The organism is Ectopseudomonas oleovorans, assembly GCF_003052605.1.
GTDB classification, from domain to species: Bacteria; Pseudomonadota; Gammaproteobacteria; order Pseudomonadales; family Pseudomonadaceae; genus Aquipseudomonas; species Aquipseudomonas oleovorans_A.
The window spans coordinates 11592-34496 of the sequence record NZ_QASO01000087.1 but is presented as its reverse complement, the minus strand read 5'-3'; the positions used below and the strand labels follow the sequence as shown (position 1 = coordinate 34496).

Below are 22905 nucleotides of genomic sequence, written 5' to 3'. Positions count from 1 at the left end.
GTGCGGCGCCCCTGCCGTCGCCCTCTCGTTCTCTGGAGCCACGCCATGTCCTCTGCCCCCATCGCCCGCCAGGAAGCCGGCAACGACCCTTATCACTGGCTGGAAAACCGCGACAGCGAGGAGGTGCTGGCATACCTGCAGGCCGAGAACGCTTACCTGGAGACGGTGCTGGAACCGCAGCAGGCGCTGCGCGAGCAACTGTTCGAGGAGATCAAGGGGCGCATTCGCGAAAACGACCTGTCGCTGCCCACGCCCTGGGGCGACTACCTCTACTACCAGCGCACCACCGCCGGAGACGAATATCCGCGGCACTATCGCTGCCGCCGTCCTGCCGATGGTTCGCTGGATATCGACGCGGCCAGTGAAGCCTTGCTACTCGACGCCAACGAACTGGCCGGCGGCGGCTTTCTTTCCGTAGGCGCCTTCAGCATCAGTCCTGACCAGCAACGCCTGGCCTACAGCCTCGACAGCAACGGCGACGAAATCTACCGCCTGTTCGTCAAGGAACTGGACAGCGGCCAGATCATCGAACTGCCCTTCGACGACTGCGACGGCAGCATGATCTGGGCGAACGACAGCCAGACGCTGTTCTTCACCGAACTGGACGACACCCACCGCCCCTACAAGCTCTACCGTCACCGCCTCGGCGACGCCGCTGCGCAAGCCGTATTCGAGGAAGCAGATGGCCGCTTCTTCCTGCACTGCTACCGCTCCAGCTCCGAGCGCCAGTTGATCCTGCAACTGGGCAGCAAGACCACCAGCGAGGTCTGGGTGCTCGACGCGCAGCAGCCGCAGGGCGATTTCAGCTGCCTGGCACCGCGCGAGGAAGGCCACGAATACGATGTCGATCACGGCATGCTGGACGGCCAGTGGTGCTGGCTGATCCGCAGCAATCAGAGCGGCATCAACTTCGCGCTCTACCGCGCCAGTGAGGCGCAGCCGCAGCGCCCGCACTGGCAACAGATTCGCGCCCACGACCCGCAGGTAATGCTCGAAGGCGCCACGCTGAACCAGCGTGCCATCGTCCTGGCGCTGCGCGAAGGCGGTCTGCCGATCCTCGAAGTGCAGCCACAGGGCGCTGAAGCCTATCGCGTGCAGTTGCCGGATGCCGCCTATAGCCTCTACGTGCAAGACAGCCTGGAGTTTCACAGCCCGGTGATCCGCCTGCGCTATGAAGCGCTCAATCGCCCCGCGCAGATACGCCAACTGGAGCTGACCAGCGGCGCGCAGCAGGTACTGAAGCAAACGCCCGTGGAAGGTCCGTTCGATGCCGACGCCTATGAAAGCCGACGCCTCTGGGCCACTGCGGCCGACGGCACGCAGATACCGATCAGCCTGGTGGCGCGCCGCGAGGTATTCGCCGCAGGGAAGCCTGCACCGCTCTATCTCTATGGTTACGGCGCCTACGGCGCGAGCCTCGACCCCTGGTTCTCCCACGCCCGCCTAAGCCTGCTGGAGCGCGGTTTCATCTTCGCCATCGCGCATATCCGCGGTGGCGGCGAGATGGGTGAAGCCTGGTACCGGGCCGGCAAGCTCGAACACAAACAGAACAGCTTCGACGATTTCATCGCCAGCGCCGAACACCTGATCGCCGAGGGTCTGACCACCACCGCACAACTGGCGATCAGCGGTGGCAGCGCCGGTGGCCTGCTGATCGGCGCCGTGCTCAACCAGCGCCCCGAGCTGTTCGCTGCTGCCATTGCCGAAGTGCCTTTCGTCGATGTGCTCAACACCATGCTCAACCCGGACCTGCCACTGACCGTGACCGAGTACGACGAATGGGGCGACCCGAATCAGCCCGAGGTATATGCACGCATCAAGGCCTACGCGCCCTACGAGAACGTACGCGCCCAGGCCTACCCGCCCATCCTCGCCGTCGCCGGTTACAACGACAGCCGCGTGCAGTACTGGGAAGCAGCTAAATGGGTGGCGAAACTGCGTCGCGACAAGACCGACGACAACCCGCTGCTACTCAAGACCGATCTCGGCGCCGGCCATGGCGGCATGAGTGGGCGTTATCAGGGCATCAAGGATGTGGCGCTGGAGTACGCGTTTCTGTTCCGTGTGCTCGGGATAGCACAGCCGTAGCAGCGACTTCAGCCGCGATTCCCCAAGCATCGCGGCTGAAGCCGCTCCTACACCGATCACTCCGCCTTGCGCTGCCCGTCCAGCCCCTGGCTATTGCGGCGCAGTTGCTCATCGAGCTGCGGAATCGATTGATCGCCAGCGGATTTCGGCGCAGTCCCTGGAGGCGTTTGTCCCTGCGGCGGCGGTAAGAGGGGCGCCGATCCCTGGCGCTTGATCGGTACTACTGTCGAAGGCTGGCCATAGGGCTGCGGGGTTGCCGTACCCGGTGAGCCGGCCTCCGGCGCCGACGGCATGCGCACGGGTTGCTGCGCCCAGGCTAGAGTGGCAAGGCTGGACGCCAGGACCATAGCGGCGAGAATGGGGATACGCATGATAGCTCTCCTGCTCGACTGGCTTTCGTTCTATTCTGGCAACACCTGCCCACGAACGTTCCAGTGAATTGCCTCATGACACCCACCAGCAAGCTCGACAAGATCCTCGCCGAAGCCCAGCAACGCCGCGAAACCAGCTACAGGGAAAAGGCGCTGCGCATGTATCCGCACATCTGCGGCCGTTGCGGCCGCGAATTCAGCGGCAAGCGCCTGAGCGAGCTGACCGTGCACCACCGCGACCACAACCACGACAACAACCCGGAGGACGGCTCCAACTGGGAATTGCTGTGCCTGTACTGCCACGACAACGAGCACCAGCGTCAGGTCGATTTGCACTACCAGAAGGAAGAAGCGGCCAGCGCCGGTTCCGGCAGCAAGGTCACGCACAAGGGGCTGGCTGGCTTGGCTGCCCTGCTGAACCGCCCGGAAGGCAAGCAGGACTGAACAGCCGGCCCAACCACCACCCCAGACGCCACGCCCCCCGTAGGAGCCCCGCCCCGGGGCGAAGCTTTTGCCTTTGCGGTGCTCTTTACACTCACCCTCTTTAGGGCATTTGCCTGGATATTGCGAGACGGCAGCTATTCACTGTGGCGCGCAGTTCCTGCATGAGACCGCGGTGTTCTGTAGCCTGGCGTAGGATCGAATTCATTGGCGATTCGCGGCTGAGGCCGTTCCTAGGGTCTGTTGCCGTTTCGCGCACGGCCGCGACGAAACGACAACAGACCCTAGGGGATTGCGCCAGGGCTCAGCGCAATAGGCGCGTATCCAGCGTCTTCGACGGCCCACCGATGACGTTCTCGGTGATGTCGATGAAGTCCTTGGTGCTGACCTTGTCCAGACGCATCAGACCACGGGTCACGTCATCCAGCGACAGGTTGCCCTTGTCCTTGGTCTTCTGCCGAATTTCCCGGTCCAGCTCCTGCAGCAGCAGCACCGCACGTGCGGTGACGGGGCCGCTGGCATTGTCGGTGCGCAGGCTGTTGACCGGCTTGCTCCAGCGAATCAGCTGCTCGCGGATCTTCTGATAGCGGTCCTCGCTGATACCACCGGCGCGGCGCATCAGCTCGATGGCGTAGTACTCGGCCAGGCCTTCGGCGATCCAGTCACTGCGCTCGCGGCCATAGATGCGGCCGAATACGTGCACCAGTTCGTGCACCAGTGAGCTGGTGCCATTCTCGCTGACCAAGGGCCGGTCGGCGTGCATGAAGTAGGAATTGGCCGCCGACAGGCCGCCACGCCACATCGGATCGCCAGCGCCGACGATCAGCAGCTTGTCCGGATCGCGCGGGAACACCTGCTGCATCTGCGGCCAGACGAAGGTGAGGAAGGTCATGATATCCATGCGCCGCATGCCCTCGCCGACCGGCGCGGAGATGGCGATTTCGGTATCACCCAGGCGGGTGCGCCGGGTACCCAGCTTGCCGGCCAGCATCCAGCCGGTCGGACGATCGAACTTGCGCTGCGGGTTGTCGATGCGAAAGCGGTTCTTGCCGATGCGCGGCCAGCCGGTTTCCACGCTCGTCCAGCCCTTGGGCAGCTCGAACTGCAGGCGCGCCACCAGCTCGGTCTTATCCTTCTGATCGAGCTTGGCCGCCGGCACCAGGTCGTCGCCGCGAAACAGCGCCCAGTCCTGGGTCATCCTGGCGTCGTAGCGCCCCGGCTGGCGTTCGCTGTCGATCAACACACGGTAGCTCAGTACGCTCTTGCCCTCGCCTGGCTGCCACTTACCGCGCCCGGCAACCTCCTGCGACCACTGGCCATCGGCCTGGAAATCGCTGAAGCGCCCGTCTTCGCCAAGATTGAAGTCAAGACTGCGCACGCGCTCGCCCTTCTCCAGGGTGATGCTGACTTCAGCCTGATTGCTCTCCGGCAAGAAGCGCACCCGGTAATCCAGATCGACCTTCTGCGTGGCAGCGAAGGCCGGCAGACCCAGAAGCAGCAGAGACGCGTACAACGGCAAGCGAAGGGACATCGAGCAAAACTCCTGATGCGGGACGTGGCAGCTTATGACAGCTGCGCCACAGGGCAAATTCCATTAACGGGGGACAGATTTGCCACGAAGCCGCGCGGCAATCAACCGGCGCGAAAAATCAGATGATCTTCCCAATCGTCTTCGGCCACGCTGTTCTCACTGAGCATGCGTCCTGATTGGGAAATGCGCTCGGCGTGCACGGCGTCCGGGTCGCCGCTGACCAAGTAGTGCCAATGTGGCAGGTCCTTGCCTTCGCTGACCAGGCGATAAGCACAGGTCGGCGGCAGCCACTGGAACTGATCGGCCTGCGCCGGAGTGAGCTGAATGCAGTCAGGCACATGTTTGACCCGGTTGGGATAATCGCTGCAGCGGCACGTCTGCAAGTCCAGCAATTTGCAGGCGATGCGCGTGTAGTAGACGGCGCCATCGTCCTCGTCTTCGAGCTTCTGCAGGCAGCACAGGCCACAACCGTCGCACAGCGACTCCCACTCCCCCTGATCGAGCTGGGCGAGGGTCTTGCGTTTCCAGAAGGGTTCGAGGTCGGCGGCCATGGCAGCGGTATGGACTCAGGCGAAAAAAGCGCGGCAGTCTAGCTTGAGCTCCAGCCCTGGCCAAGCGGCGCATGCCGAATGGCGCCATCAGGGATTGATTGTACGAGCCGGTCATCGCCGCTGGCGGGTTGCACCCGCCCTACAGATCGGCACCCGTAGGGCGGGTGCAACCCGCCAAGTGCCTCAATAACCGCGGGCGAAATCCACTTCACCCCGTAACGGCTCTCCCGTTTGCCAGCGCACCAGGTTGTCGATGAAAAGCTCACTCATCAGCGCCGGATCGGTAGGCGCCGAGCTGTGGCCGGTGAGCAGTAGGCGCGGGGCATTCCAGAACGCATGACCGGGCGGCAGCGGCTCTTCGCGACAGACGTCGATCACCGCGCCGGCCAACTGGTGGCGCTCAAGCGCGGCGACCAGATCGGCATCGACCACGGCGACACCGCGACCGGCATTGATCAGCACCGCTTCTGGGCGGAAATGGGCGAGCAGCCGGGCATCGTACAGATCGCGCGTGGCCGGCGTGTCCGGCAGCAGGTTGACCACGTAATCGGCCCAGGTGACCAGATGAGGCAGTTGATCCATCGCCGCGACCTGGAGAAACGGCGTCTGCTCACGCGCCTGACTGGCGACGCCGCGCAATTCCACGCCGAAAGGCTGGAGAAACTCGGCGACGGCCTGACCGATATCACCGCAACCGACCACCAACACGCGGCGTCCGCGCAGGCTGCGTGGCAGGCGGTGATCCCAACGCTGCTCGACCTGCGCCGCCAGCCGGGCGAACAGGCACCGTTCATGGGTCAGCAGATGACCGAGCACGTATTCGGCCATCACCTGACCGAAGATGCCGACAGCGCGGGTCAGACGGTAATCGCGCGGTAATCCTTGCGCCAGCAGCGGCGTGATGCCGGCCCAGGTCGATTGCAGCCACTGCGGGCGCGCTCCTTCGCGCAGCAAGGGCGCAAGCAGATCGGGCTGCCCCAGCCAGAGGTCGCAGTCGCCGGCCAGCGCACGCAGCGCTTCGGGCTGTGCGCCAGCTACCAGTTGCAGTTCCGGACAGGCCATGCGGATGCGCTCGGCATAGCGTGCGTGATCATCCTCGGCGATCAGCAGGCGCATCGTTTACACCGGGTCGTTGCGGCGCAGCAGCTCGTCGGGCAGATGCTGGATGTATTCCTCCTCGGGCGGCGGCATCTGCAGGTGATAGCCCTGCTTGTCGAGATTCTCCAGCACCAGGCTGATGTCCTCGCGAGCCAACTGGCGCTCCGGGCTGAGCACCAGATCGAAGGCATGCGCGGGCGGGCCGAACACAGCGAGCAGCCCTTCGGGCACACGCTTCAGGGCATCGGCCTTGAGCACGTAGAGATACATCTCGTTCTTGCGCGGACTCTTGTAGATGGAACAGATGCGTTTCACGCGGATTCTCCTTCAGCGGCCAGCAGGCTTTTGAAAAATGTTGGCGAGGCAGGCTGGCCTGGGCAAAAGCAGTCGAGAGAGCGCAGTTTACAAGCGGCTAAATGAGCATCTCGACCGGGCTGGCGACCCAGACTGCTTTTAACAACGGCCAGACAACGTAGATAATTTTTCAATCGCCTGCGAGGCAATCGAGCAGCGCTTGCCCCATCAACTCCCGACGCCAGCCGCGCAGGGAGTCGGGCAATTGATAAGGACCATTGGGATAGCCGCTTTTCAGCAGGGCTTCCAGGGTTTTCTTGCGCAGCATCAGCTCGGGCACGATATCCAGGCGCTCGCCCTCGCGCTGGCCGACGGCGCGCAGCTTCTTCAGCAAAGCCGAGGCTTCGATGGGCAACGGCTCGGGCAAGGCTTCGGGCCACTGTTCGGGCGGCAGCGCCGCGGCATCATGGATCAGCTGCAGCAGCGTCTCTCCGTCCTGACGCACGGTTTTCGGGTGCATGTCCTCGATGCGCGCCAGCGCCACCAGGTTATCTGGCTGGGTACGGGCCAGTGGCCACAACGAATGCTCGCGCAGGATGCGATTGCGTGGCTGGTTGCGCGCGCGCGCCTCGCGCTCGCGCCAGGCGCACAGCGCGCGCAGCACGGCCTGCTGCTGGCGCGAGAGTTTCCAGGCCAGCTTGGCATCGCGCCAGGCATCTTCCGGAGCGACTTCACGACCAAGATTGGCAACCAGCTCGGCACCGTCCTCCAGAATCCACTCGACCTTCTGCGGCGCCAGGCGGGCCATCAGGGCGCGATACACCTCAACGAGATGCAGCACGTCCTCGGCAGCGTAACGCACCTGCAGTTCGGACAGTGGCCGCTGCAGCCAATCGGAGCGGGTTTCGCCCTTGGGCAGTTCGATATCGAGCAGCGCCTGCACCAGGCGCGAGTAGCCCATGGAGAAACCGAGATTGAGATAGCCAGCCGCCAGTTGCGTATCGAACAGCGGCGTCGGCAGGCTGCCGGTCAGGCGCAGGAAGACTTCCAGGTCCTCACTGCACGAATGCAGCACCTTGACCACGTTCGGCGCTTCGAGCAGCGCAGCAAAGGGTTGCCAGTCGTCAATGCGCAAGGGGTCGATCAGATAGGCACCCTCGCCAGCGCTGACCTGCAGCAATCCGGCAATCGGGTAGAAGGTATCGACGCGCATGAACTCGGTGTCCAGGGCGACGAATGGCTGCGCCTGCCAGGCGGCGCAATGCCGGGCCAGGCTGGCGTCGTCGAGAATCCAGTGAATGTCGTTAGCCACGCGGCTCTCCCGTTAACGGGCATGCCGCACAGGCACCCCGCATTATCAAATGCCTACGCGGCATACCCGCCCCCTCATCCGGCGCTTCGCGCCACCTTCTCCCGGAGGGAGAAAGGCCCTAAGGAAGGCGTCGCTACGCGACTCTCACGCTAAGAATGCCGCGCAGTATATATGTCCGGGGCAATGCACGGGGCGCGGCCTGCCGCCGATCAACGGAACTGTGTAATCTGTGCCGCGCACCACCTCCGAAACGGACGCACGATAATGCTGAAGAAACTGCTTGCCCTGCTCGTCGTACTGCTGGCCGCAGCAGCCGGCTACCTGGCCCTGACCCCGAGCCCGATCGATCCGCTGCCCTGGGACGCCGCGCCTGCTCCGGCGATGACCGGCGTGCTGGAGCCCAACGACACCCTGATGAAGGCCGAGCTGTTGGCCCGCGGTCAGGTGCATGGCCCGGAAGACACCGCCGTCGATAGCCAGGGCCGGGTCTACACCGGCTTGCACGATGGCCGCATCGTGCGTGTGCTGGACGATGACAGCCTGGAAACCTTCGCCGATACCGGTGGCCGTCCGCTGGGCATGAACTTCGACGCCAGTGGTCACCTGATCGTCGCCGACGCCTACAAGGGGCTGCTGAGCATCGACCCGCAGGGCGCGATCAAGGTGCTGAGCACAGAAGCTGAAGGCTTGCGTTTCGCCTTCACCGATGATCTGGATATTGCCAGCGATGGCACCATCTACTTCAGCGACGCCTCCTCACGCTTCCAGCAGCCGGACTACCTGCTCGACCTGCTCGAAGCGCGTCCGCATGGGCGCCTGCTCAGCTACGACCCGACCAGCGGCGAAACCCGCGTGCTGCTCGATGGCCTGTACTTCGCCAACGGCGTCGCCCTGTCGGCGAACGAGGACTTCGTGCTGGTCAACGAGACCTATCGCTATCGCATTACCCGCTACTGGCTCAAGGGCGACAAGGCCGGCCAGCATGACATCTTCATCGACAACCTGCCGGGCCTGCCGGACAACCTGCAGGGCGACCGCAATGGCACCTTCTGGGTAGCACTGCCGACCCCACGCAAGGCCGACGCCGACTTCCTCCATCGCCACCCCTGGCTCAAGGCACAACTGGCCAAACTGCCGCGCGCGCTGTGGCCGAAGGCGGTCCCGTACGGCTTCGCCATCGCCCTCAACGAGAACGGCGAGATCGTGCGCAGCCTGCATGACACCAGCGGTACGCACCTGCGCATGGTCACCTCGGTGAAGCCGGTGGGCGACTACCTGTACTTCGGCAGCCTGGACAACGATCGCATCGGCAAACTGCAGATTCATTGAGACAAGACTCCACCGGCGAATGACAGCGAAAAGGCGGAGCAGTCATTCGCGGTGGTGCGGTGGCGCGTCATGTTGGTGGGCTGAAGCGGATCGCCGCCCGGCCCATCCTACGGTAGGGTGGGCTTCAGCCCACCAAATCGAAAGGCTGCAGGCTCAGACCTTCTGGGCAATCCAGATGGTATGTCGCGTGCCCCTGTTGCCATGGGCATACACCTGCACCGCCTCGCCCTTGAAGCCCGCCTTGCGCACCTTCTCCGAAAATGCCCGGTCGGCGCTGGACGACCACACTGCCAGCATGCCCTTGGGCCTCAGCGCCTTGGCACACTGACGCAGGCCGTCCATGCTGTACAGCCAGTCATTACCCTTCTGGGTCAACCCTTCGGGGCCGTTGTCGACGTCCAGCATGATCGCGTCGTAGCACTGCTCGGCAGCCTGCAGCACCTTGGCGACGTCCTCCTGAATGATCACTGCACGCGGGTCATGCAACGGATAACCGGACTTCGCCCCCAGTGGGCCACGGTTCCACTCGACCACCCCGGGCACCAGCTCGGCCACTGCCACCTCGGCGTCAGGCCCAAGGTGCTGTAGCGCCGAGGCCAGGGTAAAGCCCATGCCCAACCCGCCGATCAACACCCGTACCCGTGGGCGACTGGCGATCTGCTTGCAGGGAATTGCGGCCAGGGCATCTTCCGAGCCGTGCATGCGCGTATTCATCAGTTGCCCGCCATCACCACCGGCGATCTTGATGACGAAGTCTTCCCCATGCTCAAACAGGTTCAGCGCACCATTCGCACCCGGGATCGGAGCGGTGTCGAGCAAGACAAAACGTTTCATGCAGAACCAAGACCTGTGTAGCGAGCGTGAGGGCAGGCAGCATGCCTGAATCGGCCGGGCAACACAGCCCCACCAGAAACGACGAGGCCCCGCGTTCTCACGCGGGGCCCCGAGTCTACTGCGATGGGCTCAGACCACGCCTTGCGCCAGCATCGCATCGGCGACCTTGACGAAGCCGGCGATGTTGGCGCCCTTGACGTAGTTGATACGGCCATTCTCTTCGCCATGGTGCACGCAGGCATGGTGGATGTTCTGCATGATACCGTGCAGACGCTCGTCCACCTCGCCGGCGCTCCAGTGCAAGCGCATGGCGTTCTGGCTCATTTCCAAGCCGCTGGTGGCCACGCCACCGGCATTCGACGCCTTACCTGGGGCGTAGCAGATGCCGGCCTCGACGAACAGGTCCACCGCTTCCAGGGTCGAAGGCATATTGGCGCCTTCGGCCACGCAGATGCAGCCATTGTTCAGCAACGCGCGGGCATCCTCTCCGTCCAGCTCGTTCTGCGTCGCGCAGGGCAAGGCGATATCGCACGCCAGGCCCCAGGGACGCTGACCGGCGAGAAACTGCAAACCGTAATGCTCAGCCATCTCGCGCAGACGGCCACGGCGCACGTTCTTCAGATCCATCAGGTACAACCACTGCTCATCGCTCAGGCCGCTCTCGGCATAGAGAGTGCCATCGGAGTCGGACAGCGAGATCACCCGTCCGCCCAGATCCATGACCTTCTGCGCGGCGTACTGGGCGACGTTGCCGGAACCGGAAATCGCCACGCGCTTGCCTTCGAAGCCCTGGTCGATACGCTTGAGCATCTCCTGGGCGAAGTACACGCAGCCATAGCCAGTGGCTTCCGGGCGGATCAGGCTGCCACCGTAGCTCAGGCCCTTGCCGGTCAGCACCGAGGTGAACTGATTGGACAGACGCTTGTACTGGCCGAACAGGTAACCGATCTCGCGCCCACCGACGCCGATGTCACCAGCCGGCACATCCAGGTCGGCACCGATATGGCGATACAGCTCGGTCATGAACGACTGGCAGAAGCGCATCACTTCGCCCTCGCTCTTGCCCTTGGGGTCGAAGTCCGAGCCGCCCTTGCCGCCGCCCATGGGCAGCGAGGTCAGCGAGTTTTTGAACACCTGCTCGAAGGCGAGGAACTTGAGCACGCCCAGGTTGACCGAGGGGTGGAAACGCAGACCGCCCTTGTACGGACCGATGGCGCTGCTCATCTGGATACGGTAGCCGCGGTTAACCTGCACCTGGCCACGGTCGTCGACCCACGGCACGCGAAACAGGATGGCCCGTTCCGGCTCGACCATACGCTCGAGAATGCCGGCCTCGCGATAGCGCGGACTGGCTTCGAGGAAGGGCCATAGGCTGCGCACCACCTCCTCCACCGCCTGGTGGAACTCGGGCTGGTCAGGATCGCGCTGTTTCAGGCGCGCCAGGAAAGAATCAACGGACAACGACATGCGGCACCTCGACACCACAAAAACAAAGTGGCCGGCACTCTATCAGGCGGCAAAGCACCAAAACAGATCAAAATGTCGCCTTGATGAAACTTCTTAGTGCATTTACTCGCACAGCAAGACTGGATACGGCTCTATAACGCGACTCTAATGGCCTTATGGCGCACCAAAACAACACCAGCGCTGCACGTATTTTGCCCCCATCTGACCTGCTGCGCACGACGGCGCCACGGTGCGATCTCAATGGAGGATCGAACAGCAGGCTAGGCGGTATGATCGGGCAAACGTTGCTACGACACAGGAGGCACCATGCCACTCGCTCAACTGATCAGCACGGAACAACTTCAACAACGTCTAGGGCAGGAAAACCTGCTGATCCTGGACTGCCGCTTTGCCCTCGAAGACCCGGCCTACGGCCGCCGCAGCTACCTTGATGGGCATATTCCAGGCGCCCACTTCCTCGACCTCGAACAGGACTTGTCCGCGCCAGTGGTCAAGGGCGTCACCGGCCGTCACCCGCTTCCCGACCCGAGCGCACTGGTAGAACGCCTGCGCAGCTGCGGCCTGAAGGCGGACAGCCAGGTGGTGCTGTATGACGATGGCCCCGGCGCCTTCGCCGCGCGCGCCTGGTGGTTGCTGTTGTGGCTGGGCAAACGTGATGGCCTGTACCTGCTCGATGGCGGCCTGAAAGCCTGGCGTGAAGCCGGCCAGGAGTTGACCACAGCGGCACCGAGCAATGCCCCCGGTGATTTTTCCGCGCAGCCCGATAACAGCCTGCTGCTGACGGCCGATCAACTGGCCCAGCGTTTGGGCAACCCGGACCTGACCCTGCTCGATGCGCGGGCACTACCGCGCTTTCGAGGCGAGGTCGAGCCGCTCGACCCGGTCGCCGGGCACATTCCCGGCGCGCAATGCGCCGTGTTCACCGACAACCTGGGTAACGATGGCCGCTTCCTTGCGCCGACCGCCTTGCGCGAGCGCTTCGACAAACTGCGCGGAGAACGTCCCCTGGAAAATCTGGTGGCTTATTGCGGCTCCGGCGTCACCGCCTGCCACAACCTGTTCGCCATGAACCTCGCCGGCTACCCCTTGGCACCACTCTATGCGGGGTCCTGGAGCGAATGGATCACCGTTCCGGCACGTCCGGTTGCTACCGGCCAATGAACAGCGGTTTAAGCACGAATCGAAATATGCCTAATAGCTCAAGTCAGTAATCAATTTAAAAACAGACCGTTACCGCTTAAATATCGCACTAGGCTTGAGAATGAGCGGCTAACTCCGCTCCCGGTGGAGTCTTTATCGAACAACGATCAGAAGCACGGCCCCCACCGGCACCTTCCGCGAGGATGCAATGGGAATAGCCGCCTGCGATCTCAGCCAGCACGTGATCCGCCCGACCCTTGTCTACCTGCAGCGCCACAGCAACAGCGCCGAAGCCCTGCTACTCGGAACTGCCGCTTGCCAGTCGGCGCTGGGCAGCGCGCTGGATACGCCGCAAGGTCATGGCTTGTATCGCATCAGCGAACCGACCCACCAGATGCTCTGGGATCAATACCTGGCCTTCGATCCGGAGCTTGCCAGCCGTGTTCGCGGCCTTGCCAGCCAACACGCGTTTCTCGAGGCGCCGCACCTCGAACTGACGGTCAACCTGCGCTATGCAACGGCCATTGCCTGGCTGCTGATCGAGCAGGAAAAGCTGACGCTGCCGGCCGCCGATGACGTACTGGCCATGGGCCGAATTTGGTGCAAGGTTTTTCAGCCGCAGGCAAGTCAACAGGATTTCCTCGAGACCTGGCAGCGCTGCATCACCCCAGTGAGCCGGGTAGCCTGACCATTCAATCAGGAAATAAACTTCGTATTTTTCATACCTATTTGCAGAAATTGCCTGACAATCCACTCAATATCATTGAATTTGTTTGCCTTGGCAGGGAGCGGGAAAAACGGTAGCGTGCGCCGCTCGCCTCACCACAGGAGCCTCCCCCCGTGAGCAAACGCCTTCTCAAGACCGGCCTGGCAGTTGCCATCACCGCCACCTCGGGCCATGGTTTCGCCAGCGGCTTCGCCCTCAACGAACAAAGCATTTCCGGCATGGGTACCTCCTTCGCCGGCCGCTCATCGTTCGCCGATGACGCCAGCACCGTGTTTGGCAACCCGGCCGGCATGTCCCGCTTCAAGCGCGACGAAGTGTATGTAGGGGCGGCGGCGATTCATGCCAAGAGCGATATCAGCCACGCCAGCGCCAACGCCGGCCTGCGACACTGACAGGCAGCAACGACGGCAATATGGTGCCGACCACCGGCGTACCCATGGGTTATTACGTCAAACCGCTGGACGACAAGGTCGCCTTCGGTCTCGGTGTCTACGTGCCCTTCGGCCTGATGACCGACTACGAGCGCACGTTCCAGGGCCGCTACTACGCCGACAAGAGCTATGTGCGGGTGATCACCGTGCAGCCGACCTTGAGCTATCGATTCAACGACAAGCTGTCGGTGGGTTTCGGCCCGACCTTCAACCACATCGAAGGGGAACTGAGCTCCTCGCTGCTTAACCCGGGCAACAGCGACGGCAAAGTGAGGGTCAAAGGCGACGACACCGCCGTCGGCTTCAACGCCGGTGTGCTCTACGAGTTCACCCCGAACACCCGCGCAGGCGTGACCTAACCATTCGCGCGTGAAGTACGAACTGGAGGGCGATACCCGTGTTTCCGGTAACGGTGCACTGGCTGCTATCGCCGGCAAGTACGACGCCAATCTGGGGCTGACTACGCCCGAGTCGGTGGACATGTCCATCACCCACAAGCTGACCGATGCCCTGACGCTGCATGCCGGCAGCACCTGGACGCGCTGGAGCCGCTTCAAGTAAATCCGCGTGGAGAACAATTCCGCAACGCTGCCGGCCAACCTCTCCACCATCGTCGAAGAGCAGAACTGGCACGACGCCTGGGCCCATGCAGTCGGTCTGTCGTACAAGGTCAGCCCGCAGTGGACGCTACGCACCGGTATCGCCATCGACCAGTCGCCGACCAACAACGTCGACCGCTCGCCGCGCGTGCCCTCCGGTGACCGCACCATCTTCAGCGTCGGCGCCGGCTGGAGCCCCAACCAGGACATGACCATCGACGTGGCCTATTCCTACCTGCAGGAAGAGTCGGTGGACGTGAACCACGCCAGCGCTACCCGTGGCACCTACAGTGCGCGCTACAAGAACAGCGCTCATGGCCTGGGGGCTTCACTCAGCTATCGCTTCTAATCGAGGCGCGGCTTTGGCTAAACTTACGCGGCAGAACAACAATAAAAGCCGCGTGAGAACATCATGACTGCCCTCTGCACCACCCTGCCCGACAATCTTCGCCTGCTGCTGGTCGACGACCACCGCATCTTTCTCGACGGCCTCTCCCTGGCCTTGTCGCCACTGAGCCAGAACCTGCAGATCCACACCGCGCACAGCGCTGCAGAAGCGGAGCAGTGCCTGCGCCAGCATGACTACGACCTGGTCCTGCTCGACCTGCGCCTGCCTGACGAACCCGGCATCGAACTGTTGCAGCGCTGGCTGGCGCGCGGCGAGCGCACACCGGTGGCGATTCTCAGCGCCAGTGACTCCGCGCTAGAGGCGCAGGCGGCGCTGGCCGCCGGTGCGCTCGGCTTCATCCCCAAGAGCTCCGATGGCAACGCACTGCGCCAGGCAGTGACCCGCGTCTTGGTGGGCGAAATCCTGCCGGCGCCAAGCAGCTCATCACCGCTGACACCCAGGCAGTTGGAAATTCTCCAGTTATTGGCAGAAGGCTTGCCGAACAAGGCCATCAGCCGCGAGCTGGGTCTGGCCGAAGACACGGTGAAAACGCACCTCAAGGCGCTGTTCGAAACCTTCGCCGTGCATACCCGCACCGCCTGCGTCAGCGCTGCCCGTCAGCGCGGCTGGCTGTGATCAGGTGAGTGCCTGGCGTGCCTGCAACTGAGTGGCCAGCACCTGGCGCAAACGCGCCGGCAACAGGGGCTTGCCCAAGGGAATGACGTGCGCCGGCAGGCAGCGTTCATGCAGTTCCGGGCTCAGATCAGCAGTGATCAACAACGCCGGCAACATCTGCCCTGCCGCCTCGCGCAGTCGCTCGATGGCCTGCAGCCCGTCGCCCCGCTCGGCTAACCGATAGTCGCTGATCAGCAACTGCGGCGCCTCCTGGCGCAGAGCCTGCAGCGCACCGGCCAGATCGGCGCAGGCCTGCACCTCGCAACCCCAGCGACGCAGCAAGCCGGCCAGGGCTTCGCGCCCAGTGGCGTCGTCTTCGAGCAACAGGATGCGCCCGCGCAACGCCAGCGCAGCATCAACGCGTGGCGCCGGCGCCGGTACCTCGGCCAACGGCAGGCGCAGGACGAAACGCGCACCGGCGTCAGGTCGGGAATGCAGCCGCAGGGGATGCTCCAGCACCTCAGCCAGCTGCCGCACGATGGCCAGGCCGAGACCGAGACCGCGCTCGGCATTGCGCCCGGGATTGTCCAACTGACGGAACTCCTCGAACACCAGCGCCTGTTCCGCCTCGCTGAGACCGCGGCCATCGTCCGCCACCTCCAACACGATTGCGTCGCCGTCACGCCGCACACTCAGCTTCAGGTGCTGCGCCTGTGCGTGCAGCAGGACATTGTTGAGCAGATTGCGCAGCAGTCGCTCCAGCAACAGCGGATCGCTGTACACCCCGTAGTCGTCACAGTGCAGCTCAAGTTGCAGCCCTTGTTGCTGCGCCTCTGGAGCCACTTCGGCAATCAGCCGCTCAAGCAATGGGCGCAGGGCGAACACATGTGGCCTGGCCTGCACGCCACCGGGCAAGGTCAGGCGGGTGTAGTCGAGCAACGATTGCAGCAGACGCCCCAGCTGCTCTACCGAAGCGGCCAGACGCGCGCTGATGCGCCGGGTTTGCTGATCACCGCCCTGTTCCGGCAGGTGTTCGGCGTATAACCCCATGGCGTTGAGCGGCTGGCGTAGGTCGTGACTGGCAGCCGCCAGCAGACGCAACTTGCGCGCGTCATCGGCTTCGGCGCGCTGGCGCGCCAGGTCGAGCAGGCGCAGGTTCAGCCAGGCACCGCGCTGACCGTGCTCCTGCATATAAGCACCGACGCTGCCGATCAGGTTGGCACAGAACAGAAACAGGCCCTGGTAAGCCAGCTCACCGCCGGTTTCGCCGAACAGCACACCCACACCGATGAACAACAGGCAGAAGCTCCAGCTGCACAGACTGATCGCGCGGAACGACAGCCCAAGCAGGGCGTAGCCGAACAACAGGACGAGGAACAGGCCGTCGTAGGGCATCGCCACGCCCTGCTGCCAGCACAGGTGCACGATCAACGCGACGCTGACACCGTTGACCCAGTAGGCCGCGGCATAGACCAATGGCACCCTGGCAGGCGGTGCCTCGATACGGCGACAGTAGAAAAAGGACAGCGCCAATACCGCCAGTGCGAGCAGGCGCAGCGGTAGCACCGTGAGACTGACCGTCAGCGGCATCAGCAGAAAATCCAGCAGCGCATAGATCAGCTGGAACAAGGCTGCCGTGGGGGCGATCAGGGGCAGACGCCGACGAATGCGCTGCACCCGATGCTCGGCAAAACCCGCCTCCAGCTCGGCGACGAAACGCAGCGAGCGATAGCCTCGGCGCTGCTGGGCCAACAGCAGGCGCTCGCTCATGGGTGGCGTCCGTCAGGGGTCGAGCGGCTCCGGCTGCTTCGCGGCAATGGCGTCATAGGTTTCCACACGGTGTCGGTCTTCACTGCTGAACAGCCGCTCGCGCAACTGGCGCTGCAGTTGCTCGCCATCCGCCTCGCTCAGCCCCCGACCTTGCAGGCTGGCCAACTCATTGCGATAGGCCTGGTAATGCTGCTGCCAGTCGCGCTCGCGACGCTGCTCATCGAGCAGGCGCTGCACGGTGTCATTGAAGGCAGCGACACTGGCGACGTGCACCCGGGCGCCATCGCGCTCGAGGTTCCAGGGAATGGTAGGAAGTAATTGACCAGCCCGCCGATAGTTGGCCTAGGCCTCGACGGCGCCAAGCAGAGCGAGTGTTGCCAGGGCAGCGGTATAGACGCGACGCATGGGTGCCTCCTTATTGTTCTTGTAGGGCACGCCGGGTGAACTGCCTCCGGCTCCTGGCCAGTCTAGGCAGGCAGACGGACACGGCCCATCGCCCAGATGGGTGAAGGGCCTTGAAGCGGGACGGCTCAGAGCCTGTTCAGAGAATCTCAGGGTTGCGAGGCGATCGCCTTTTCTACGGCGGCAATCAGCTCGGGATCGTCAGGCTTGGTCAGACTGGAGAAACTCGCCACCACCTTGCCCTGACGGTCGACCACGTACTTGAAGAAGTTCCAGCGCGGCTGGCGGCTCTGCTCGGCCAGGCCCTTGAACAACGGGATGGCATTGGCACCGGAAACCGGCTGCGGCTCGGTCATGGCGAGGGTCACGCCGTAGTTGACGTAGCAGACGGTGGCCGTTTCCTTGCTATCGGCGGATTCCTGGCGGAAGTCGTCGGACGGCACGCCCAGTACTTCCAGGCCCTGATCCTTGTACCGCTGGTAAAGCGCTTCAAGCCCTTTGAATTGCGGGGTGAAGCCGCAAAAGCTGGCGGTATTGACCACCACCAGCGGCTTGCCCGAGAACTGACAGAGCTCGATGTTTTCACCTTTGGCGCGCAGCTTGGGCAGTTCGCCCTGGAGCATGGCCGGACACTCTGCGGCCAGCGCCGGCAACGCCAGGCTGGACAGCAACAGGGAACAGGCAAGAGGGCGAAGAGACATGGCGGTGACCTCAGGCGATGACGCGATTCCACCACGCTACTCGCAGGCCCAGACGCAAGCAACTAGCAGATACCGACGCCCAACTGCAGCAACGCCAACCCACCCTGGCGCCAGCCCCACCAGGCCAGCGCCAACAGTAGACCAAAGCCCAGCGTCAGGCCGGCGAACAGCAGTACCCTGCGGCTCACGCCGGCGCACCTTGCAGCCGCGCCACCGGCACCTCACGCACCGGCCAGTTCAGCGCGGCAGCCATCACACTCAGGCCAATGGAGATCTGCCAGACCAGGTCGTAGCTGCCAGTGGTGTCGTAGAGGTAGCCGCCCAGCCAGCCACCGAGGAAGGAACCGATCTGGTGGAACAGGAAGACGATACCGCCGAGCATCGACAGGTTGCGCACGCCGAACAGGGTCGCCACGGTACCGTTGGTAAGCGGCACGGTCGACAGCCACAGCAGGCCCATGGCGATACCGAACAGGTAGGCACTCCACTGCGTCAGCGGTGCCACCAAAAACAGCGTGATCACCACCCCACGCAGCAGATACAGCGCACTGAGCAGGCGCGGCTTGGACATGCGTCCACCGAGCCAGCCGGCGATGTAGGTGCCGAAGATATTGAACAGGCCGACCAGCGCCAGCACCGTGGTACCGGTCAACGCCGGCAGATGGTGATCGACCAGATAGGCCGGCAGGTGCACGGCGACGAATACCACCTGAAAGCCGCAGACGAAAAAGCCCAGCGCCAGCAGCCAGAAACCGGAGTGACTGGTGGCCTCACGCAGCGCTTCGACCAGCGTCTGCTGCGGACCATTGGTCACTGGTGGCGGCGTCTCCTTGATCATCGCCGCCAGCGGAATCATCAACGCCACCAGCAGCTCCAAGGCCAGCAGTGCTGCCGACCAGCCGAGCCAACCGATCAGACCGAGCGTGCCCGGCAGCATGGCGAATTGACCGAAGGAGCCGGCCGCCGCAGCGATGCCCATGGCCATGCTGCGCTTTTCCACCGGCACGGCGCGACCGACCACGCCGAGAATCACCGAGAACGACGTGCCGGACAGACCGATGCCGATCAGCAGACCTGCGCTCAGCGACAACGACAGCGGCGAGTCGGCCATGCCCATGCACACCAGGCCCAGCACGTAGAGCACGCCGCCGATGACGATGGCCTTGCGCGCGCCGAAACGGTCGGCCAGCGCACCGGTGATCGGCTGGGCCAGACCCCAGATCAGGTTCTGCAGGGCGATGGCGAAGGCGAACACCTCACGGCCCCAGCCGAATTCCGCACTCATTGGCGGCAGGAACAGGCCGAAACCATGGCGCGTGCCGAGCGACAGCGCCAGGATCAGCGACGCGCCGAGCAGCAGCCAGGTGGTTGAACGCCATGTAGTTGTCATCGGTATCTCCAGCGGACGGTCGCCTGCGACCGTGTAGGCAGTGATGCGGCCTTCAGGCCAGTTCTTCGAGCAGCCTCATCAGCTCGGCACGGCGATCTGCGCCTAACCGGGCATTGAGTTCACGCTGCACCTGTTCCCATAGTGGCAGCGCCTGTTCGATGCGTTGCAGGCCGGCTTCTGTGAGCCGTACCTCGCGAGCGCGCAAATCGCGCCCTTCTCCCAGTTGCACCAGCCCCTGTTCCTCCAGCACCCGCAGATTGCGCCCGAGCGTGCTGCGATCGAGCCCCATGGCGTCGGCGAGCAGGGAAATGCTCGGTTGACCGAGCCGCTGCACATGACGCAACAGGGAAAACTGCGCGGCACCGAGCCCGACGGCCGCGAGGGCATCGTCGTAACGGCGGGTGACACCACGGCTGGCGCGGCGCAGTTGGGTACAGAGACAGGAGGTCGGCAACATGGATACAGGTATATACCCGCATCAGCGATGGGCACTCATACAGTTGCCCACCGCCTCGCCATAACAGTTGAGGTCAGAGACTCAGGGCCAGCGTCAGGAGCACGGCGCACTCGGCCAGCTCGACCAGTGCACCGGCGGTATCTCCGGTGGTGCCGCCCAGGCGTAGCAGCAACGCGCGACGCAGCCAGACGAACAGCAGCAATGCCGTGGTCAACGCCAGCAGCCCCGCCCAGCCGAACAGCAGCATGCCCAGTAGATGCACGCCCAGCACCCAGGGCAGTTGCCCGCGCGGCAGATGATCGACCAGGGCCTGACCCAGCCCACCGGCCCGCACGTAGGGCGTGGTTGCCAGCAGCAACGGCAACAGGCTGCGCCCCAGCCAGGGCAGCAGCAACAGGTAGATGCCGTGCCCGGCCTGCAGGAGCGTGAACAATGCGGCGAACTTGAGCAGTAACAGCAGCACCAGCACCACCACGGCGATAGGGCCGCTGCGCGGGTCCTTCATGATCGTCAGAGTGCGCTCGCGATCACCGAAACCGCCGACCCAGGCATCAGCCGTATCGGCCAGGCCGTCCAGATGCAGACCGCCGCTCAACCCCACCCACAGCGCCAGAATGATCGCCGCCTGCAATAACGCCGGTGTCGGCCCCAACAACAGATGGGCGCCCCACAGCAGCAGACCGAGCAGCAGCCCCACTAACGGGTACCAAAGCAGCGAGCGCCCCACCTGCTCGGGGGTCGGCATGCCCGGCAGGCTGACCGGCAGACGAGTGAGGAACTGCAAGGCGATCAGCAACGCGATCATGGCAACTCCGCCAGTTGCCCATCGGCATCCAGGCGCAGACGAAAACGCTGGGCATAGCCGACGTTGACCTGCAGCAGATCCTGGCGTGGCAGGCCGCGCGCACGCGCCAATAGCAGGCGCATCACACCGCCGTGCGTGATCAGCAGCAGCCGCTCTCCCGTGTGGCGCTGCTGCAAGCGCCGCAAGGCAGCCAGCACACGCGCCTCGAACTGCAGCAACGGCTCGCCATTAGGCGGCGTGAACGCATAGGGATCGGCCCAGAAGCGACCCAGCGCCTCAGCATCGCTGTCCATCAGCTGGGCAGCAGTGCGCCCTTCCCAATCACCGAAATGCAGCTCTTGCAGATCCGCCTCGAAGTGCAGCGGCAAGGCATTGGCCAGCGCGACTTCCTCGGCAAAACGCGCGCAGCGCTGCAGTGGCGAGCTGATCAGGCGATCCCAGGGGCCGGCGCCCTGCACCGCTGCGCGCAGTTGCGCCCAGCCCTGCTCGGTCAGCGCATCATCCAGGCTGCCACGCAGCCCACCGCCCAGCTCGGTTTCACCGTGACGCAGCAATTCCAGATGCAGCATCAGCTCGGCCTTTCGGCGACGGCCGCTTCGGCGAAGGTCGCCATCTGTCCGTGCAGGGCGCAGGCCAGGCGCAGCAACGGCACGGCCAATGCAGCACCACTGCCTTCACCCAGACGCAAGCCCAGCTCCAGTAGCGGCTCCGCTTCCAGCGCCTGCAGCACACGCACATGACCGGGCTCGGCACCGTGATGGGCAAACAGCAGCCAGTCGCGGCAGCCAGGGTTCAGGCGCACGGCGAGCAAGGCCGCAACGCTGCAGATAAAGCCATCGACCAATACCGCCATGCCTTGCTGCGCGGCGGCCAGGTAGGCGCCGGTGAGTGCAGCGATCTCAAATCCGCCCAGGTGGATCAGCGCCTGCAATGGCCCGTCGATCTGCGCCCGGTGCAGGGCCAACGCGGCATCGATCACCCGCGCCTTGTGCGCCACACCCGCGCCATCCAATCCAGTACCGGGCCCTGCCAGTTCGCTCGCCGGGCAATCCAACAGCCAGCAGGCCAGCGCTGCCGCCGCAGTGGTATTGCCGATGCCCATCTCGCCACCGACGAACAGATCACAACCAACGGCACGCGCGCGTTGGATGCTGTCGCGGCCAGCTTCCAGGCAAATCATCGCCTGGGCCAGGGTCATGGCCGGATCACGGGCGAAGTTCTGCGTACCGGCACCGACCTGCAGATGACGCACGCCTGGCAGCGGCGGCAAGGGTGCGGCAGTACCCAGGTCGATCACCTCGAGCGCCGCATCCAACTGACGCGCGAGCACACTGATCGCCGCACCGCCAGTGACGAAGTTGGCCAGCATCTGCCCCGTCACCGCTTGCGGATAGGCGGAAATGCCCTCGGCCACCACGCCATGGTCACCGGCAAAGATGGCGATCCACAGCTTGTCCAGGCTCGGCCGCTCGCGCCCCTGCAGCGCTGCCAAGTGAATAGCCAGTGCTTCCAAGCGGCCGAGCGAACCCGTGGGTTTGGTCAACTGCTGTTGCCGCGTTTCGGCCTTGGCCCTTGCAACATGATCGAGCGGCTGACACGGCCCTTGCCACCATTGCAGACTCATAACGCATCCCCCTTGAGCACCATGGGCAGCCCGGCCACGGTGAACAGCACACGCTGGCTGCGCTCGGCCAGCGCCTGGTGCAGCCAGCCGGCCTCATCGACATAACGGCGAGTCAGCTCGCCCAGCGGCACCACGCCCAGCCCGGTTTCGTTGCTGACCAACAGGATGCGTCCTGGCAACCCATCCACACAACCGAGCAACAGCTCGCGCTCAGCCTCAAGCCGCGCCGAATCCTCCAGCATCAGTAGATTGGTCAGCCACAGGGTCAGGCAGTCCACCAACAGGCAACGGCCGGGCGCAGCCTGTTCGCGCAGCACACGGGCCAGCGCCAGCGGCTCCTCGACCAACGCCCAGTGCGCCGGGCGACGCGCGCGATGCTGAGCGACGCGCGCATTCATCTCGCCATCGAGCGGCTGGCTGGTGGCAATGTAGGCGACCTCCAACCCGGACTCGTCGGCCAGCTTCTCGGCCAGCCGGCTCTTGCCGGAACGAGCACCGCCGAGGATCAATTCAAGCATGCTTCCATCCACATTCATTCAG

The 22905-nt window shown here is 64.1% G+C and carries 24 protein-coding genes and 1 pseudogene; 7 read left to right on the top strand and 18 right to left on the bottom strand.

The window, feature by feature from the left end; translation table 11 throughout:
• The first annotated feature begins 45 nt into the window (after nucleotides 1–45).
• Nucleotides 46–2088: a S9 family peptidase gene (locus DBO86_RS14755; protein WP_108234065.1), complete on the top strand. Its 2043-nt coding sequence runs from the start codon at nucleotides 46–48 to the stop codon at nucleotides 2086–2088.
• A gap of 56 nt (nucleotides 2089–2144) precedes the next feature.
• Here the strand turns inward: DBO86_RS14755 and DBO86_RS14750 are convergent, their stop codons facing one another.
• Nucleotides 2145–2459, bottom strand: coding sequence for a hypothetical protein (locus DBO86_RS14750; RefSeq protein WP_108234064.1), 315 nt, complete (start codon nucleotides 2457–2459; stop codon nucleotides 2145–2147).
• 75 nt (nucleotides 2460–2534) lie between these two features.
• Between DBO86_RS14750 and DBO86_RS14745 the strand changes: the two genes are divergently transcribed.
• Entirely contained in the window at nucleotides 2535–2903 is a 369-nt protein-coding gene (locus tag DBO86_RS14745; RefSeq protein WP_108234063.1) for a YajD family HNH nuclease, read from the top strand.
• A 301-nt stretch (nucleotides 2904–3204) separates the two neighbouring features.
• Here DBO86_RS14745 and DBO86_RS14740 read toward each other — a convergent pair whose 3' ends face one another.
• The 5 genes from DBO86_RS14740 to rnd all read right to left on the bottom strand — a co-directional run bounded on the left by DBO86_RS14740 (nucleotide 3205) and on the right by rnd (nucleotide 7686).
• Nucleotides 3205–4431 (bottom strand): gluzincin family metallopeptidase, encoded by a 1227-nt coding sequence (locus DBO86_RS14740; RefSeq protein ID WP_108234062.1) that lies wholly within the window; start codon nucleotides 4429–4431, stop codon nucleotides 3205–3207.
• A 101-nt stretch (nucleotides 4432–4532) separates the two neighbouring features.
• Nucleotides 4533–4982: a YcgN family cysteine cluster protein gene (locus DBO86_RS14735; RefSeq protein ID WP_075746827.1), complete on the bottom strand. Its 450-nt coding sequence runs from the start codon at nucleotides 4980–4982 to the stop codon at nucleotides 4533–4535.
• A 183-nt stretch (nucleotides 4983–5165) separates the two neighbouring features.
• Complete coding sequence (locus tag DBO86_RS14730) at nucleotides 5166–6098, bottom strand: D-2-hydroxyacid dehydrogenase (protein ID WP_108234061.1); 933 nt, start codon at nucleotides 6096–6098, stop codon at nucleotides 5166–5168.
• A gap of 3 nt (nucleotides 6099–6101) precedes the next feature.
• Nucleotides 6102–6395 (bottom strand): YcgL domain-containing protein, encoded by a 294-nt coding sequence (locus DBO86_RS14725; protein ID WP_108234060.1) that lies wholly within the window; start codon nucleotides 6393–6395, stop codon nucleotides 6102–6104.
• Nucleotides 6396–6564: 169 nt separating this feature from the next.
• Complete coding sequence (gene rnd, locus DBO86_RS14720; protein ID WP_108234059.1) at nucleotides 6565–7686, bottom strand: ribonuclease D; 1122 nt, start codon at nucleotides 7684–7686, stop codon at nucleotides 6565–6567.
• 267 nt (nucleotides 7687–7953) lie between these two features.
• Between rnd and DBO86_RS14715 the strand changes: the two genes are divergently transcribed.
• Entirely contained in the window at nucleotides 7954–9015 is a 1062-nt protein-coding gene (locus tag DBO86_RS14715; RefSeq protein WP_108234070.1) for an SMP-30/gluconolactonase/LRE family protein, read from the top strand.
• A gap of 153 nt (nucleotides 9016–9168) precedes the next feature.
• Here the strand turns inward: DBO86_RS14715 and DBO86_RS14710 are convergent, their stop codons facing one another.
• Entirely contained in the window at nucleotides 9169–9849 is a 681-nt protein-coding gene (locus DBO86_RS14710; RefSeq protein WP_108234058.1) for a spermidine synthase, read from the bottom strand.
• A gap of 129 nt (nucleotides 9850–9978) precedes the next feature.
• Nucleotides 9979–11316: an NADP-specific glutamate dehydrogenase gene (gdhA, locus tag DBO86_RS14705; RefSeq protein ID WP_108234057.1), complete on the bottom strand. Its 1338-nt coding sequence runs from the start codon at nucleotides 11314–11316 to the stop codon at nucleotides 9979–9981.
• Nucleotides 11317–11622: 306 nt separating this feature from the next.
• On the opposite strand from gdhA, the gene DBO86_RS14700 reads away from it, so the two are divergent.
• The 4 genes and pseudogenes from DBO86_RS14700 to DBO86_RS14685 all read left to right on the top strand — a co-directional run bounded on the left by DBO86_RS14700 (nucleotide 11623) and on the right by DBO86_RS14685 (nucleotide 15237).
• Nucleotides 11623–12477, top strand: coding sequence for a sulfurtransferase (locus DBO86_RS14700; RefSeq protein ID WP_108234056.1), 855 nt, complete (start codon nucleotides 11623–11625; stop codon nucleotides 12475–12477).
• A 187-nt stretch (nucleotides 12478–12664) separates the two neighbouring features.
• A complete protein-coding gene (locus tag DBO86_RS14695) occupies nucleotides 12665–13144 on the top strand; it encodes a hypothetical protein (RefSeq protein ID WP_074858937.1) in 480 nt (159 codons plus the stop codon).
• Nucleotides 13145–13296: 152 nt separating this feature from the next.
• Nucleotides 13297–14562 (top strand): annotated as a pseudogene (locus DBO86_RS14690) (OmpP1/FadL family transporter).
• Nucleotides 14563–14625: 63 nt separating this feature from the next.
• Nucleotides 14626–15237: a response regulator transcription factor gene (locus DBO86_RS14685; RefSeq protein WP_108234055.1), complete on the top strand. Its 612-nt coding sequence runs from the start codon at nucleotides 14626–14628 to the stop codon at nucleotides 15235–15237.
• Here DBO86_RS14685 and DBO86_RS14680 read toward each other — a convergent pair whose 3' ends face one another.
• The 10 genes from DBO86_RS14680 to cobU form a co-directional block, all read right to left on the bottom strand.
• Nucleotides 15238–16986 carry a hybrid sensor histidine kinase/response regulator gene (locus tag DBO86_RS14680; protein WP_108234054.1) on the bottom strand — a complete coding sequence of 583 codons (1749 nt, stop codon included), beginning with the start codon at nucleotides 16984–16986 and terminating at the stop codon, nucleotides 15238–15240.
• 12 nt (nucleotides 16987–16998) lie between these two features.
• The gene (locus DBO86_RS14675; RefSeq protein WP_244185560.1) at nucleotides 16999–17259 is read right to left on the bottom strand and encodes a lipase secretion chaperone; all 261 of its coding nucleotides are present in this window, start codon (nucleotides 17257–17259) and stop codon (nucleotides 16999–17001) included.
• Between the two features lie 278 nt (nucleotides 17260–17537).
• Nucleotides 17538–18089, bottom strand: a complete 552-nt coding sequence (locus DBO86_RS14670) for a glutathione peroxidase (protein ID WP_108234053.1) — start codon at nucleotides 18087–18089, stop codon at nucleotides 17538–17540.
• Between the two features lie 62 nt (nucleotides 18090–18151).
• Nucleotides 18152–18277: a hypothetical protein gene (locus DBO86_RS27065; RefSeq protein ID WP_269076709.1), complete on the bottom strand. Its 126-nt coding sequence runs from the start codon at nucleotides 18275–18277 to the stop codon at nucleotides 18152–18154.
• Nucleotides 18274–19479: an MFS transporter gene (locus DBO86_RS14665; RefSeq protein WP_108234052.1), complete on the bottom strand. Its 1206-nt coding sequence runs from the start codon at nucleotides 19477–19479 to the stop codon at nucleotides 18274–18276. The genes DBO86_RS27065 and DBO86_RS14665 overlap by 4 nt, the downstream gene beginning before the upstream one ends.
• 52 nt (nucleotides 19480–19531) lie before the next feature.
• Entirely contained in the window at nucleotides 19532–19936 is a 405-nt protein-coding gene (locus tag DBO86_RS14660; protein ID WP_074858922.1) for a MarR family winged helix-turn-helix transcriptional regulator, read from the bottom strand.
• Between the two features lie 73 nt (nucleotides 19937–20009).
• The gene (locus DBO86_RS14655; RefSeq protein ID WP_108234051.1) at nucleotides 20010–20741 is read right to left on the bottom strand and encodes an adenosylcobinamide-GDP ribazoletransferase; all 732 of its coding nucleotides are present in this window, start codon (nucleotides 20739–20741) and stop codon (nucleotides 20010–20012) included.
• Nucleotides 20738–21310, bottom strand: a complete 573-nt coding sequence (gene cobC / locus DBO86_RS14650) for an alpha-ribazole phosphatase family protein (RefSeq protein WP_074858916.1) — start codon at nucleotides 21308–21310, stop codon at nucleotides 20738–20740. The genes DBO86_RS14655 and cobC overlap by 4 nt, the downstream gene beginning before the upstream one ends.
• Nucleotides 21310–22365 carry a nicotinate-nucleotide--dimethylbenzimidazole phosphoribosyltransferase gene (cobT, locus tag DBO86_RS14645; RefSeq protein WP_074858913.1) on the bottom strand — a complete coding sequence of 352 codons (1056 nt, stop codon included), beginning with the start codon at nucleotides 22363–22365 and terminating at the stop codon, nucleotides 21310–21312. Before cobT ends, cobC begins: the two co-directional genes overlap by 1 nt.
• Complete coding sequence (cobU, locus tag DBO86_RS14640; protein ID WP_108234050.1) at nucleotides 22362–22883, bottom strand: bifunctional adenosylcobinamide kinase/adenosylcobinamide-phosphate guanylyltransferase; 522 nt, start codon at nucleotides 22881–22883, stop codon at nucleotides 22362–22364. The genes cobT and cobU overlap by 4 nt, the downstream gene beginning before the upstream one ends.
• Nucleotides 22884–22905 lie beyond the last annotated feature (22 nt).